The sequence below is a fragment of the Polaribacter pacificus genome (assembly GCF_038024035.1).
In the GTDB taxonomy this organism is placed as follows: Bacteria; Bacteroidota; Bacteroidia; order Flavobacteriales; family Flavobacteriaceae; genus Polaribacter; species Polaribacter pacificus.
Window position 1 is genome coordinate 476,725 of record NZ_CP150664.1, and the last position, 14,650, is coordinate 491,374.

16 protein-coding genes are annotated in these 14,650 nt (G+C 29.4%); all 16 read right to left on the reverse strand.

What is annotated here, in order from left to right:
• Nucleotides 1-70: 70 nt before the first annotated feature.
• Nucleotides 71-1,090 (reverse strand): hypothetical protein, encoded by a 1,020-nt coding sequence (locus tag WHC90_RS02145; protein ID WP_188598642.1) that lies wholly within the window; start codon nucleotides 1,088-1,090, stop codon nucleotides 71-73.
• Between the two features lie 135 nt (nucleotides 1,091-1,225).
• Nucleotides 1,226-1,909 (reverse strand): transglutaminase domain-containing protein, encoded by a 684-nt coding sequence (locus tag WHC90_RS02150; RefSeq protein WP_188598641.1) that lies wholly within the window; start codon nucleotides 1,907-1,909, stop codon nucleotides 1,226-1,228.
• 175 nt (nucleotides 1,910-2,084) lie between these two features.
• Nucleotides 2,085-2,972 carry a MutS-related protein gene (locus WHC90_RS02155; RefSeq protein WP_188598640.1) on the reverse strand — a complete coding sequence of 296 codons (888 nt, stop codon included), beginning with the start codon at nucleotides 2,970-2,972 and terminating at the stop codon, nucleotides 2,085-2,087.
• A 1,133-nt stretch (nucleotides 2,973-4,105) separates the two neighbouring features.
• Nucleotides 4,106-4,948 (reverse strand): TlpA family protein disulfide reductase, encoded by an 843-nt coding sequence (locus tag WHC90_RS02160; RefSeq protein ID WP_188598639.1) that lies wholly within the window; start codon nucleotides 4,946-4,948, stop codon nucleotides 4,106-4,108.
• A gap of 110 nt (nucleotides 4,949-5,058) precedes the next feature.
• Nucleotides 5,059-5,847 (reverse strand): peptidase MA family metallohydrolase, encoded by a 789-nt coding sequence (locus tag WHC90_RS02165; protein ID WP_188598638.1) that lies wholly within the window; start codon nucleotides 5,845-5,847, stop codon nucleotides 5,059-5,061.
• Nucleotides 5,848-5,988: 141 nt separating this feature from the next.
• Nucleotides 5,989-7,104 carry an FG-GAP repeat domain-containing protein gene (locus WHC90_RS02170; protein WP_188598637.1) on the reverse strand — a complete coding sequence of 372 codons (1,116 nt, stop codon included), beginning with the start codon at nucleotides 7,102-7,104 and terminating at the stop codon, nucleotides 5,989-5,991.
• A 23-nt stretch (nucleotides 7,105-7,127) separates the two neighbouring features.
• Nucleotides 7,128-8,105: a hypothetical protein gene (locus tag WHC90_RS02175; RefSeq protein ID WP_229664919.1), complete on the reverse strand. Its 978-nt coding sequence runs from the start codon at nucleotides 8,103-8,105 to the stop codon at nucleotides 7,128-7,130.
• A 70-nt stretch (nucleotides 8,106-8,175) separates the two neighbouring features.
• Nucleotides 8,176-9,027, reverse strand: coding sequence for a hypothetical protein (locus WHC90_RS02180; RefSeq protein WP_188598636.1), 852 nt, complete (start codon nucleotides 9,025-9,027; stop codon nucleotides 8,176-8,178).
• 136 nt (nucleotides 9,028-9,163) lie between these two features.
• Nucleotides 9,164-9,868 carry a hypothetical protein gene (locus WHC90_RS02185; protein ID WP_188598635.1) on the reverse strand — a complete coding sequence of 235 codons (705 nt, stop codon included), beginning with the start codon at nucleotides 9,866-9,868 and terminating at the stop codon, nucleotides 9,164-9,166.
• 96 nt (nucleotides 9,869-9,964) lie between these two features.
• The gene (locus tag WHC90_RS02190) at nucleotides 9,965-10,513 is read right to left on the reverse strand and encodes a hypothetical protein (RefSeq protein WP_188598634.1); all 549 of its coding nucleotides are present in this window, start codon (nucleotides 10,511-10,513) and stop codon (nucleotides 9,965-9,967) included.
• A 243-nt stretch (nucleotides 10,514-10,756) separates the two neighbouring features.
• Nucleotides 10,757-11,419, reverse strand: coding sequence for a CPBP family intramembrane glutamic endopeptidase (locus WHC90_RS02195; protein ID WP_188598633.1), 663 nt, complete (start codon nucleotides 11,417-11,419; stop codon nucleotides 10,757-10,759).
• A 125-nt stretch (nucleotides 11,420-11,544) separates the two neighbouring features.
• Nucleotides 11,545-12,381, reverse strand: coding sequence for a LytR/AlgR family response regulator transcription factor (locus WHC90_RS02200; protein WP_188598632.1), 837 nt, complete (start codon nucleotides 12,379-12,381; stop codon nucleotides 11,545-11,547).
• A 302-nt stretch (nucleotides 12,382-12,683) separates the two neighbouring features.
• Nucleotides 12,684-13,307, reverse strand: coding sequence for a hypothetical protein (locus tag WHC90_RS02205; protein WP_188598631.1), 624 nt, complete (start codon nucleotides 13,305-13,307; stop codon nucleotides 12,684-12,686).
• 53 nt (nucleotides 13,308-13,360) lie between these two features.
• The gene (locus WHC90_RS12375) at nucleotides 13,361-13,537 is read right to left on the reverse strand and encodes an integrase core domain-containing protein (protein WP_188598630.1); all 177 of its coding nucleotides are present in this window, start codon (nucleotides 13,535-13,537) and stop codon (nucleotides 13,361-13,363) included.
• Nucleotides 13,522-14,232, reverse strand: coding sequence for an IS3 family transposase (locus tag WHC90_RS02210; RefSeq protein WP_188599264.1), 711 nt, complete (start codon nucleotides 14,230-14,232; stop codon nucleotides 13,522-13,524). The genes WHC90_RS12375 and WHC90_RS02210 overlap by 16 nt, the downstream gene beginning before the upstream one ends.
• Nucleotides 14,232-14,603, reverse strand: coding sequence for a transposase (locus tag WHC90_RS02215; RefSeq protein ID WP_188598629.1), 372 nt, complete (start codon nucleotides 14,601-14,603; stop codon nucleotides 14,232-14,234). The genes WHC90_RS02210 and WHC90_RS02215 overlap by 1 nt, the downstream gene beginning before the upstream one ends.
• Nucleotides 14,604-14,650 lie beyond the last annotated feature (47 nt).

The following is a 14,650-nucleotide window of genomic DNA, read 5'->3' on the forward strand; positions in this document are numbered from 1 at the left end:
TAGCTTATTTGTAGCGTTTATTTTTACGCTATATTATACAAAGTTATTTGTTTAATTTTACATATTTCCTTTATCTATCAAATAAAACAAGCTTAAGCCCTACTAGCCTACTTTGATAAAGATACTTCTTTAGAGATCTATTATAGACAGTGTTAGTGCTATTTTTTAAGCCAGTCAATAGCCTCTTTCCAGACATTTTCCAATAATCATGTCCTACATTTTTAACAGTGTCCATTTCCCAGTTAAATATCCAATTATTTTGATACTTCAGTGTCTTATTTGAATTAAAAAAAGTAGTACCACGTTCCAACCTGTGTTCCCCTTGTTCCATCGCTAAATCAGTTGTTCTAAAAGTCCCTAAACTTGGATCATTATCTAACTCTCCTAATAAAATAATCAATCTTTTATTGTATGCTTTTTGTAAATCTATTCCAGTATTTTTAATCCCATATGGAAAATCAAGTCTATCATTTGGAAAGCTATAAAATCCAGAATTAGCAGCGATAGCTGTTCCAACCCTAGCCTCAGGCATAAACATTACCATACGATGTACAAATTGCCCACCAGCTGAATGCCCAAAAATGTCATATTGTTTGTTTGTAATAGTATTAACTGATTTGATATGATCAAAAATGTTTTCTACCACTGTTAACGCCCACTCATTTCTTGGATTTTTAGTACCAAAAAAAGTAAATAAATTTCCTTCTTGGTAATCATTGGTTGTATAGTTTGAAAACTTGTTTTCAAACTCAGGTGCTATTATCAAAAGGTTATTCATTTTAGCTAATTTAACCCAGGCATTTAGATAGTCATCAGCATTTCGGCCTCCACCGTGCATCACAAAAACTATTTTGTCTTTGTCATTCCAATTTTCAGGTTTGTAAGTCCAAACTTTGATTGTTTTCCTCTCACTGTCTGTATAGGCATAGGTCACAAAAGAGTCTATTCCAATATTGATTTTTTTTGGGGTTGTAATTTCAGGCCCTTTTGGAAGTACATAGAGGTAAATATAACCCGCTACAGTAACAAATAAAAGAATAGAGAATGTATATAAGATTAGCTTTTTTAAAATTTTTACAAACTTTTTCATTTAGTCGATTGTTTTGTTCGACCAAATTTATTTATTCTTACTTGCTTACTAATTTATTTCTGAATTGTCTTTTTTTAATGATGAATTGTATTAGCTATTAATCAGTGGATTGCATTTAAAATATCTAAAATACTTCTAATGATTGAAAGCGCTTTGTCTCTTTTTTTCGTGTACATCACTAAAAAACTCATTAAATGTAATTGAACTAGTTGATAATTGCCATTTAGATTTTACAGGTAAATGTGTTATAATTAAATCATCAGGTTTTGCAAAAATATATTGTTTTCTGAATTTCTTATTAAAAACATATTTCCCATTTCTAAAATCTATAAATCCCACAGCCCAAGTAATATCAACTAACTCCCATTTGTTGTTTATTAGAACGGCATTCCAAATATGATTGGTGCCTTTTAACGGTTTTCCATTAAAGTCAATACCTTTGGCATAGCCTACGATTATTTCACTCTCAATATCAGCCCAGTAGCATATTTCTGAGAACAATTCTGAAAAACCTTGACACATTGTCTTCTTAGTTTTAAGGGTGTCCCAAATGTCTGTATAAGTTGTATCTCCTGTCAAATGCTTTTCAACATTATATGATATGTTCTGGCCAATCCAATAACTAAAAAGAAAAACAAGTTCTTTAGGATCTTTAGTCTTGGTTTTAAAATAATCTGCAATATCAGATGCAAAACCACTAATAGAATCAGGAGCATTTTTTGCAATTTTAATCAATTTACGATTCGTTAAATTTTGACCATTAGATTGAAAAGAAAAAAGACATACGATCAGTAATGTAATCAGTTTAACTCTATTCATTTTCTTTTTGATGATTTAATAATACCCTTGCGCTTTAGTTTCCTAAGACATTTTTTTCTAAAGTCAATTTAGCCAATTAATTTTAAATTACCCTAATTATATTGGACACTGGGTTATTCTTGATTGCACCAGTAGATGCAATGAAATAAACAAAGACAAACACTCCTAGCCTTTTTTAGTTTAGCAGATCATTCAAACCTTCTTTATCAAACAAAATTCGTCCAACTTTAATCTCAGACCAACCTTTTTTTAATTTGTAAGTAAATGTTGGTAAATTATCAATCAACTCACAATCTATAAAGTAGTTTGAGACATTCTCATTTGAGACATTTTTAAGTTCTTCAATATGGGTCGAGATAAAAAAGTAAGAGTTCTTATACTTGCTTAAGCCATTTATGGTTGTTCTGCAAATCTCAATAGCGTCTTGTACATTGGTACCACTAAATAATTCATCAAAAACAGCAAAACACTGCTTACCACTCACTGCATTTTCAACAACAGTTTTTACATTCATAACTTCTGTCATAAAATGACTATAGCCATTTAAAACATCATCTCTTCTATTTATTTCGATAGAAAAATAATTAAAAAATGGAATATCTGCCTTGGAAGCTGGAACACCAATACCTAAATGACCAAAATAAATACAGAGCCCAACTGCTTTTAAAAATGTTGATTTCCCAGACATATTTGGACCATTCAATACAATAACATTTGTTGCAGAAGCAAAATTGTTTTTGATAGGGTCTTTGATTAATGGATGATATAACTCAACTAGTTTAATTGTTTTAGTTGAGAAGCTTGGAAAAACAAAGTCGTTCTTGAGTATTCCTATGTTTATTGAAAGATAAGCCTCGAACAGAAAAAAGTTTTCCCAAAACAGTTCTAGATCACCAGTATCTTTAAGTATGTTAATTCTTCTCGTTAGATCAATAATGTGCTTATCTTTTAATCTATCTTCTCTTATTATGTATTCATATTTCTCAAGATTAAAAGCTGAAAGAACTTTTGTAATATGCCTAATACTTTGGATGTATTTTTCTGGAAATTTGTTAACAGTCAATCTAGAAAAGTAATGAGATTCTAAACGAAAAAAGAGTAAAATCAATTGATTTAACTTACTTTCATAACGGTTTTTTACTTTTTTCGATCCAAATAACCGGTACTTAAGTTTCCTGTGACTCAAGTCTTCAATTTTTTCATTGTTTAAAAAAAAATGAACTTCGTTTAGATATAAAATTGTGTAGGAATAATTCTTTAAAATTTCATTATTGTCCCTAAACCCTTTTAATATTTTTTGACGGTAAATAATCTGATCAACTGATTCTAGAGGGTTTTCCAAAATCTCGAGAATCCTTTTTTTTGAAAACATATTCAAAGAATAGTCAAATATTGGTAGTAGCTCCTTTTTTATATTTAAATCCTGTAAATTATTCATTCCTTTTTTTAAAAGTTCAATACTATCACTGTTTGCATATACTCTGTTTGTTAAAGGTTCGTTGCCTTTACATAACGGTAAACCTGCCTGCTGGAGGTAGATTTAATGAAATATAATGAACTTGAAGACAACTATACTTTTCTGTATAAAAAAGCCACTAGCAATGAACAACACAGGGTGTTAGCTACTAGTTTTGTTTCGCTTTTTTAATAATCCATTTATTATATTAATAAAATATATGATCTGTCCTACAATACAAATCAACGCTACTAAATAAATAACTAAAGTTAGGTTCGTATTAAAATCAGTCAGTATTGATTGGCTATAAAACTGAGCTAAAATCCAAATAAGTAAAACTCCACCCAAACTCAACAGTGTATGAGTTGTATTTAAGCATTTTAATAGCTTTATATTCATTTTTAGTATAATCCAATACCCAAACCCGAGAAGTCCGAAAAGAATAGAAATCAAATTATTTAAATAGAAAATCGAAAAAACAAAATACCTATCGTAAATATTAATCGCCAAGATCTCATTAGTGGTAACATATCCACTCAATATGATGAAGGGAATCGAAAACAAAAAAAGCAGATGTGGTTTTTCAGATAGTAGTTTCATTTTTTAAAATTAGGTTATCATATTTTACCTGCTTCGTCAGGCGGGTTTATTAAAACAACACAAAGATATACACTCCTACTTTATTCGTTTTAATACGCGCTTAAGGCAATTGATTTTTATAAGGTGTTATGCATAGTTATTTACATTGGTGGCGGTGGCGGTGCAGTTTTTTCAGTCAATATATTTTCATTCTCAAAAAACGCTATCATTTCTGATGCCTTATTTACCACTTTTAAGATCGTTCCATTACTGTCAACTAATATATGAGTCGGAAATATTTGTAAATTCATTTTTTTTCCAATAAACTCATTTTGATTGGAGACTACTTGATATTTAAAAACTTTTTTTTGCAAAAAAACCTCTAATTCAGCTTTAGAATCCAATGCTAAACTCAAGAAAATAATATCTTTTCTTTGTTTGTATTTTTCTACAAAGGCATTTAATTCAGGAAATTCTGCCACACAAGCAATACAGTTAATAAACCAAGTTTTTAATATTAAAATTTTCCCTTTAGTGTTTTCATTAGTGTAGACATTACCATTAAGGTCGGTAAAATCAAAATCAGGGAAGTGCATTCCTTCCATATTATAATGCTTAAGATTTGTCAACGATTGACTTTTTAATGTACTTCCAATACTCTTATTTGCGTTAGAATGAAGCTTAAAAAGTTTATACGTATCAAATTCTTTATTTGACTTTAACTTTACTGGAATATACTTAGAGGTAATTAATTTCTCCAAAAATTCTTTTTTGTCAATCGTAGCAGAATTTTCATTCAAACTTATAAAATTTGAAGATAAAGTAATATTATTTGAGTGGTAAGTCCACCAGTTCATGAAATTTAATTCTAATTCTGCTAAGTTAATTTTAGGCTCAATGATTTCAACTTCATCAACTAATGGAGTTTCTCCAGATTGATTGTCTTTGCATGAAAAAACAAAAATTGTTAGTAGTAAAGTCGTAACTATTTGATGTCTTTTCATTTTATTTTAAATTAAACACAACTTGTTTGTTTATGGTTTGTTCCGTGTTTTAAGCAACTAATTTAGCAAATACAAACCAAACCTACCGGAAAAGACTAGGTTAGTTGTTTTTAACACCCTTCATTAAATTTTTCCCAATTAAATTCTATGTCTGTTGTGTGTTTTTCTTTCACAAATTTTAATAAATTCATTTCTAACTGTTTAGCGCTAAATCCATAAACAGTATATAATTCGTTAAATCCCTTTTGCCATAATAATTTGAATTTATCCAAGCCATAGTTATCAATAAGAAACTTACACACAAAAGCACTTTGATGATAAGCTATCATTTCTGGGTTACCATAGAAATTATCAGCTAGATTGTTCATTGGTATCACTTTTTTACTTTGAATAAAATAGTTATAAATTTCTGATAAAGAATAATTAGAGCAATTACCCCCAGAATAAGTAGCAAGTCCTTCATTCATCCAAGTTGATGATTCTGGTGGAGTACCCCATTTATACATAGTTATCATATGCATCATTTCATGCTTTATAGGCGAACCCTCATCTTTTAATAAAGTAAAAAAAGTGTTTCTTTCTGGAAAAGCCATTCCTTGTGCCCCCATACCAGTATACTTTAACATTTTATTTCTAGATTCCACGAATTCAATATCCATTTTATTTGTAAAATCAGTTTCGTTAATTAACTTTAGATTTTCAATAATAGAATTTTGGCACTCCTGAATAGCTAAACTTCTTCTTGAAAGATCAATTGTGGATGAGAAATAATAAGTTATATTATCAACCGTTTTACTCTCGCGCGTAACCTTGGTCCATTCTTCATTTTTTTTAGATTCATTTGCGCAGCTACTAAAAAATCCTATTAAAATAATAGTTAAAACTTTTCCTAATTTCATTTTTTAAATTTTAATTAACTTCAAGTTGTTTTTAACTGCTTCGGCAGGCAGGTTTAATAAAACAACACAAAGATATACACTCCTACTTTATTCGTTTTAATACGCGCTTAAGGCAATTGATTTTATACAGTGTTGCTGTGGTTATTTTTGTCTAGTTTTATAAAACAAATTCCAAGAACCAGAATTAGATTCAATAATATCAAGAAATCCATTATTGTCCAAATCTCCAATTTCGATATGATAGGTGTCATTTTTTAAATCTTCTCTTAAACCTATTTTTTTGAATTCACCAGACTTAGATCCTAAATACACATAATTTCTTTCTTCAAAATTCCCTTCGACAATATCCAAGAATCCATCATTGTTTAAGTCTGCTACTTTTATTGAGGCTGTTTCTGTTTCTATATTAAAAGAATACTCCTTTTTGAAAGTCAACTTTTTATCACCAAAGTAAATTTTGTTTACTGAATTTAAGTTGCCAGTAATAATGTCTAAAATTCCATCTTTATCGAAATCGCCAATATCAATTGAACGTGTTTCATCTTCTTCTTTTCCAAATTCAATAATACTTGAAAAATCTGATTTTTGATTATTGATGTATATTTTGTTAAAGGTGTTTCGCTCGGCAGTAACTAAGTCTAAAAAACCGTCTCCATTAATATCAATTACATTCGTTTGAATTGTTTGATCAGTATCATTTCCAAAAGTTATAGTCGACGTAAAATTTCCTTTTCCATCGTTTAGTAAAATTTCGTTTTTTGCTTTTCGGTTGGATAAAATTATATCAATATCTCCATCTTGATCTATGTCTGCAATTTCCATATTTCTAGAAGGTGATTTTGAGCCAAATGGTTTTCCGTTTAAAAACTTATGTTCTGCATTTCCAAAATATATTTTATTCTCTATATGATCATTGGCGACTACAATGTCCATAAAACCATCATTATTAAAATCTGCACTCATCAATTTGTAGGAGGCATCTAAATAATTCCCAACGGGCTGTGCTAATTTAAAACCACCAAAGCCATCATTATAATACACATAATTTTGTTCAGCCCAATGTCTACCATTTGCTACAAGCGCATCCAAATCACCATCCTTATCAATATCAAAAAGTGTTATAGAAGCAGTCCTATTCGATTGTGTTCCAATAGAGAAAAAACCGTCAGCATTAAAAAAAGTTATGTCTTGAGAAAATCCGTTTGATGAAATTCCTATGAGAAATACAACGAGTACAGTTTTGCTTAGTTTAGTCATAAATGTATTTTCTTTTTTGTTTTTTATTGGTTTTTAATCCAATCCATTAATTCATATTTATTTATTGCATCCCAAGTTGACTGAGTATTCTTTTTCTGCGATGTAGTATCTTCAGGTTGTAAAACAATTAACTCTGTGTTTTTATTGCCTACAAGTTCTAACTCAGCTAAAAAACCAACCATATCTGTTGAATTATTTTCATACAAAGTCCTAACATACTTTTTTAACCTATATTTTATAGCAGGCTCTATATAAGCTCTCACAGCATAGTTTTTGTAAATAGTAATGTTTCTATTCTTTTCATCAAAGAAGCTATAAGATGAGAAACTGTGATAATTCTCTGGAGCATTTATAGGGGTTCCTTTCAAGTGGGTTTCTAACATATAATTCATAAATCTTGGTTCCCAAAGATCAATTCGATTAATTTTTATATCTCGTTTGTGTTGGTGCCATTTTCTTGTCCAGTCTAATGTAAAATTACAAATAACAATCCCTTTTATATTGAGCTGAAAATCAAAATCCTCTTTCGTTACAAATTCAATATACTTCATTGCTCTATGCCCAACTAAAGTTGCACCTAAAAAGAAAATATTATCATTTGGTAAATTGTATTTATTAAATACTTCACCAATTATTTTATGCGTAGAAACCATAGATGATTTAGAAAAGTAAAAATCAAAAGGAATATCGGTTGAAACAGACATCACGGCAAAGCCTTTTTCTGATGCTTGATGATACATCTGCTTTGAACTTTTGTTCTTTTTGTCATATCCAGAATCCTCTAAGAAAATAAGAACTCCTTTGATTGCCTTATCTTCAGGAAGCATTAGCGTATAACCTTTTTGAATAAAAGGCATAAAATCATTCTCTCCTTTTCCAATTCGTAAACTATCATTTTTTTTTGGAGCATAGTTCTCAATTACTTTTTGAGAGTATACATTTGAAGAGATTCCTAGAATAAAAAGGAAAGTTAAAATGAATTTACATTGTCTGTTAATCATAATTGTGGCATCCCATTTACATATGGTTTGTTGTATGTTTTTTAGTAATTAACCTAACTGAGGCAGATTCTTAATAAAAAACTTTAATTTCATTCGTTTTTTTATAGAACTGTAAAAATTTCCTGATTCTTACAGATGTTTTGGTTCTTTCAATAAAAGTTTTATCCCATGCAATCAAACTTTTAACAATTTTTAAAATATCTTTTTCAAAATTTGTTTTCGTTGTTCTGATTTCAATATTTTTTGGTTTATTTAAATTATAAATTGAATCAATGATTTCATTGTTTTCAATACTCATATGTTCTTTTGAAGTTAAATTTGCTGAAATTAGATTCCCGTTTTTATCAATGTCAATAACAATATCCACTCTATTTTCGTTATATTCTTCTCCATAGTTTTTATCTCTATACTTTCTTAATATTGAGTCTAAATCAACCTTTGGTTTTGCATTTGTAAATTGACCATCTAAACTTGTAAAAGTATATCTATCAATTTCAAAACTATTTGCATTATTCAATACCTTCTGCTCACTTTTAGAAATACCTGTTTTTTCAATAGGTTTTGAGTTGGAACAATAATAACCAAAAGTCAATTTGTCGTTCCAATAATATGCATAGACAAGCCATTTTTCGTTTTTATTCACATTCCAGTCACAAGAAGTCCATTCTCCGGTATATTTTCCTTCAGATTTAAATTTGAATTCTAGTGTTTTTGGGGAGTCACTCTTTTTGTAGTGTTTTGTAATATCAAAAGTTACAGTATAGATCAAAGAATCTTTCGCATAAACTTTAGAAATTACATTTCCTTCAAAAACATATTTGGCTGATTCAAATTCAACGATTGGTTTTGGGATCTGACAACTACAAGCATTCGTTTTAATAAACGAAAACATAAAAATCACTAAAAATAATATCTTTTTCATATTACAGTCAACGTGTTTGTGCCCGCATAACGCGGGCAAGTGCTAAGAAATAAAACAAACTTAAACACTCCTACTCTATTTGATTTTAAAACGTGCCTCTAGCAATTGATTTTATACAGTGTTGCAAACTGTGCTTTTAATAATATTCCATTTCGTATTTATAATTATCTAAACTATAAAACTTAAAATCAAATTTTCTCTTATCTGCCATTTTCTGTAAATCCGATATCTTAAAGGTCAAAATTGTATCTCTTGCTGTTCCAATTGTTTGTTTGGTATATTCATTTTCGGAATATTTAAAAATTTCAATCCAAGGATCTTTTCGTTTAACATTATAATGAAGACTTTTAATTTTTCTGCCTTTATTATCTAAATACGTTGTGTCGATTAGAATCATTGCATCTTCTTTCTTGGGATTTTTAGTAGGAAACATTTCCCAAGTATGCACTTTAGTTATTCTAATTGTCTTTAAATTTTTAATTTCTCTTATAAACCTAACACTAGAATCTGATTCAAAACGCGTCTCTTTTTCAATTCCCGTATTTTTGTTAAATTCAAACTCTGAAAAAGAACGAACTACGCAAGTATCTTGCTTTTTAAAGTAATCACACGATTTTTCAAAAACCTTTCTGCCATTTTTAAATTCAGTTGTAATAATTCTGTTACTTCTTAAATTCCCAATTCCTTTACTCAAAATTTTATTCCCGTTTTTATCGAATTCTGTATATCTTTTAGGAACAAATTCATCTCCTTTTTTTTGATATTCAAGGATTGATTTTATTTTTGGCGAACAGCTTAATAGAAGTCCAAAAGTTGTTAATATTATTATTGTTTTTCGCATTGTTTACAACGATTTTGTAACTGCCTACCAGCAGGTATGGATTTCTGTAAGCAGGCTAGAATTAGCAATAGATTTTAAACTGTGTTGGCAATAGTTTCATATTTCAGTTTTTGATATTTTCGCCTTTTTTTTCTCTTTCTTTTTTCGTTTTTCCTCTTTTTCATATTTCATTAATTCATTAAAAAATATTGGAATAAAAATTAATGAAATTAGAAATAATATCGCAATCAACTTATTATTCGGAAATATTGAAATTCCTTTCGGATATGTTATTCTACTACCTTTTTCACCTTGGTCTAATAAAGTTTCCCTTAATTTTAAAAGTACGTTTGTTTTTTCTAACGAAGTCGAGTTTTTGATTTTTTCAAGTTCTAGTTTGCTTGCTTTTAAATTGCTATACCAAAATCCTAAATCCTCATCTGGCGTTTTATAAATTATTGAAGTATAGCCATTTGTTAAGTTGTTTTTTTCAATGTAATCTAATGCAGTTTTTAATTCATTCGACGCAAGTTCAATACTATTTGCGTCTGCAGCTCTTTTTAAATGACCTGTTAATTCCTGTTTAATAATAATATTCGAATAAATTCTGAATACAACTAAAGATACAAAAATTAGAAGTGAAAAATACCCTAAATATTTTTTCATTGTTTCGATTTATAATTGTTGACAACCTGTTTGTGCCTGCCTGCTGCAGGCAGGTGGTTTTACCGATAAATATAATAAATATTAACCAAACCTTCCTGCTGGTCGGCATGGATTTTCGTAAGTAGACTAGAACTAGCCATTAATTATATACGGTGTTTTGCTTTCGTTATTTTAAGCAACTTAATTTTTTTAAAAACACTTACATTGATTAAGTAAAAATCTTACCAGTATTTCTAGTTGTCATTAAGCCAAACCAAAGTAAAAACTCAAAATACCTAGTGTGTTAAAAAAACCATGTATCATAATCAAAAACCACAAATCGTATTTACGGATGTAGAATATTATAGATAAGAGTGCTCCGATAATTACTACGACAAGTTGCCCTGTAATTCCTTGCTGCATGTGCATGTATCCGAAAAAACCACAAATTATTAGAATATTTATAGCAAGACTGATTTTAGTGTCTCCAAAGAATTTGACGAACTGTCGCATAAGATAACCTCTAAAGATTATTTCTTCTCCAAATCCAGCAGTAGACCACACTATCAATAACCAAATGATTGTGTCTTTAAGGTTTCCTTCCAATTGGCTCATGCTTGAATAATCAATAGCAACTCCTGTTAGTATCTCGATTCCAGGAACCACTACAATAACATAAAAAATAAAGAGGCCTAATGCAACTAACGGAGCATGTACAAGGAGATTTTTTGCATTGAATTTTTCACGTTTAAAACCGAGCGCTGAAAGTGGTTTTCCCTTGTACTCTATATAATTAGCTATAATAATGATAATAGAGATAATTATATTTTCAAAAGGTGTTCTGGTGATTGGTCCAAAGTACATGAAACAAATAAATGCTAGGGTAAATAATGGTATTAACGTATTTCGTAATGTAATTTTGTTCATTATTATTTGATTTTAAATTCATAGCGAAATAATGAACAAAACCTCTAAAAAAACCTTTAAATATTCGTTTTTTTACTGAATAGTCGTAAATTAATACCTGAATAGTCGTTAGTTTTTGAAATTTTTTATTGAATCCAATCCATAAATTCTTTTCGCTTATAACGACTAATGTTGATTTTGGCAATCGTATCATTTTCAATGGAAGTTTTTAACCTAATTCGTAATTTGCCATTTTCAATCTTTTCAACATGGTCTACGGCATCTTTATGAATGATAATTTGGCGATTGACTCTAAAAAACAATTGGTCGTTTATTTTTTCTTCAAGTTCATTCAATGTGAAATCGGTGCTGATTGTTGTGCCATTATTTTGAACCGTATACACAATTTTGTTTTCACTGTAAAAGCACGCAATATTTTCATAGGTAAGCTTCGTCATTTTCGTGCCGCTTTCAATAGTAATTTCAGCATCTTTTATGGATAACTTATATAAATTGTATATGTCTTGTGCATACCATAAACCTATGAAAATAAAACTCACTAATAAGGTGATTAGCAAACCGATTAATAAATAATAGAACTCTGTCTGTCCATCTGCAACTTTATTGAAAATAATATTTACAGGAATATACATGATTGTAATATATCCTAGAGTAGAAGCCATAAACCATACGATGGCTGTAATTTCTATCTTTTTAGAGAAATATTTTTTCTTGTAAAATTTAAAATTAAGATAAGCTATGATTCCAATGAGAACAAATAAAACAATTGACGAAAGAAAACCTTCTATCGGGAATCTATACGATTCACTATCTGGAAAACTATCACGCGTTGCTAAATGATTTACCACTAAAGAGAAAACCATCAGTATAATTGCTTTCTGAATCCAACTCCATGCAGAAATACTGATAAATTTGTGCCATGCTGTTTTTACTTTATTTTTGGTTTGTTGTGTAGTAATCATGAATTAGAAACTCTTTTCTTGTAAGATTCAAAAGTAAATAATAATTTCTCCAAGAATATGTTTAAAACATTTTTAAATTTTACCTGAGTAAGTGAATTTTGTCTAGTTTTTCTAAAGAATTTTATTTCAGGACGGGTCAGTATTGTGTACAACGTGTTTGTACAAGGTTAGTTGCGTGGTTTAGCAATAAAGTTAATAAATAATTACTGATAAAGAAAATCCGCGAGGATTTTCGTAAGTGAGCAAAAAGCAAGCAATTAATTTTGTACGGTGTTGTGGTGCGTATTTTTATTCAAATTTTTTTAATATAATGGAATTGGAGGCGGTGGTTTTGTTAATGGTATAATTTCTATTTTTTCATTCAGCCAAATGTTTATATTCCTTTTTTTCGCAATTTCCTCGTAAGTTTCTATTAATTTTTCAAGTGTTTTTTCAAAGTTTTTGAATTCATTTTTGTCATATGAAATTTGAATAAGTAATTTTTCGGGATTATCACTTAAACTTGGGTTTTTTCCATTATTTTCAAAATCTCTTTTTAAAATATTTTTCAAACTGTCTAAAGTATATAGTTCTCCAGAATTCTTACTAATTTTATTATTATGGATTTCAATAACATTCTTTTCCTTTATTAAAATACAAGCAAATTTTTCCCAACAAGGATTTTGGAAATATATTGTTTTCGATGTTTTTTCGGTTTTTAAAGTAATTTTCGGAACACTATCATTGCAAGAAATTCTTTCAGCTCGTTCTATTAATTCATTCCAATTATTAAACTTTTTAAGATTTAATTCAACACTCAAACTGTCACTGTCTTTTCTGAATTTTCCGAATTCCTTTTGAACAAGTAAATTTTCCTTTTTTTCATAATTTTGACATCCGAATATTGTCAGAATTAGTAAAATCAGATATGTTTCTTTGATGTTCAAATTTTCGTTTTTATATGTCTAGTCCTGAAATATGGCTACAGGTTAAAATTGAATTAAGCTGATAATTTATATACCATATTTGGTGTTTTATAGTCTAAAGATACATGTAATCTTATTTCGTTGTATAAATTTATTGCATTTTTTGCAGCTCTCTTTGCGTGAGCCACATTATCAAAGGTTTGGTCGAGATAAAATTCATCTTTTAAGATACCATTTACGCGCTCTGCCATTGCATTCCTGCCTGCCGGCAGGCAGGTTCATAGCAATGATTTTCTTCTGTCATACTAATATTTATCTTTTTCCTTTTTAATATTTGTGTGTACACATTACTACAATATTGTATTCCTCTGTCTGAATGATGAATAAGCTTCTTAATGTCTTTAGCTTGATAAATGGCCTTATTAAGAGCTCTTACGCACCCTTTCAATTCCAGACTATCACTAATGTCATAACCTACTATTTTCCTTGAATGCATATCAGTTATTAAAGCGAGATAACAAAACCCTTTTATGGTTCTAATGTATGTGATATCAGATACCCAAACTTGGTTGGGGCTTGTAACTTCTAAGTCTTTTATAATGTTCTTATATTTATAAAAACGATGATACGAATTTGTTGTTCTAGCGCTTGTTTTCTTTCTAAGTGTTAGCATGTTATATTTCATAAGTACTTTAAATAGTGTATCTCTACCCACTTTAATGTTAGCATCAACAAACTCTTTATCTAAGGATCTGGTAAGTTTACGAACACCTTCTCTAGGAAGGGATTTGCGTCTTTTTCTAACAATATCTATAATCTGATGTTCTAGTTTTAAACGCTTATCAGCTCTGTTTTTATGCTTGTAATAAGCATTACGTTTAAGTCCAAAACAATGAGTTATAGCTGTTAAAGAAGCAAATCCCTTAGCTTTCTCTTTAGCTTTAATTAAGGCTTTATACTTAACTTTTTTTTTAGTTCAGCAATGGATTTGTAACCCAGATCTTCTGCAGCTACTTCTAGATAGGATTCTTCTACCATAGCATCAAGATCTTTTTTAAGTAGTAATTTTTTAAGCTGTTCAATCTCTTTTTGAAGCGCTTTAATTCTAGATATTTCGTCTTTTGTTTCCACTTTTACTCGGGTATTCATTAAGTCTTTACGATTGTACTTTTTAATCCACTCGTTAACCGTTGTAGGAGCTATGGAGTAAAGTTTACAAAGTTCGCTCTTTGTGTGTTTTCCGGTGGTAAGTTCGGCTAAAATTTTTAATTTAAAAGGTTCTGAATAACGTCTAATTACTTTGTCATTTCTATACATAATGTTTAAAATTATGTAGCCTTATTTCAGGACGGGTCAAAATGTAT

Coding starts and splice junctions, on each gene's coding strand:
- WHC90_RS02145 (WP_188598642.1), bottom strand. CDS start 1,090: ATGAAAAAGTTTGTAAAAATTTTAAAAAAGCTAATCTTATATACATTC.
- WHC90_RS02150 (WP_188598641.1), bottom strand. CDS start 1,909: ATGAATAGAGTTAAACTGATTACATTACTGATCGTATGTCTTTTTTCT.
- WHC90_RS02160 (WP_188598639.1), bottom strand. CDS start 4,948: ATGAAAAGACATCAAATAGTTACGACTTTACTACTAACAATTTTTGTT.
- WHC90_RS02165 (WP_188598638.1), bottom strand. CDS start 5,847: ATGAAATTAGGAAAAGTTTTAACTATTATTTTAATAGGATTTTTTAGT.
- WHC90_RS02170 (WP_188598637.1), bottom strand. CDS start 7,104: ATGACTAAACTAAGCAAAACTGTACTCGTTGTATTTCTCATAGGAATT.
- WHC90_RS02175 (WP_229664919.1), bottom strand. CDS start 8,105: ATGATTAACAGACAATGTAAATTCATTTTAACTTTCCTTTTTATTCTA.
- WHC90_RS02180 (WP_188598636.1), bottom strand. CDS start 9,027: ATGAAAAAGATATTATTTTTAGTGATTTTTATGTTTTCGTTTATTAAA.
- WHC90_RS02185 (WP_188598635.1), bottom strand. CDS start 9,868: ATGCGAAAAACAATAATAATATTAACAACTTTTGGACTTCTATTAAGC.
- WHC90_RS02190 (WP_188598634.1), bottom strand. CDS start 10,513: ATGAAAAAATATTTAGGGTATTTTTCACTTCTAATTTTTGTATCTTTA.
- WHC90_RS02195 (WP_188598633.1), bottom strand. CDS start 11,419: ATGAACAAAATTACATTACGAAATACGTTAATACCATTATTTACCCTA.
- WHC90_RS02200 (WP_188598632.1), bottom strand. CDS start 12,381: ATGATTACTACACAACAAACCAAAAATAAAGTAAAAACAGCATGGCAC.
- WHC90_RS12375 (WP_188598630.1), bottom strand. CDS start 13,537: ATGGCAGAGCGCGTAAATGGTATCTTAAAAGATGAATTTTATCTCGAC.
- WHC90_RS02215 (WP_188598629.1), bottom strand. CDS start 14,603: ATGTATAGAAATGACAAAGTAATTAGACGTTATTCAGAACCTTTTAAA.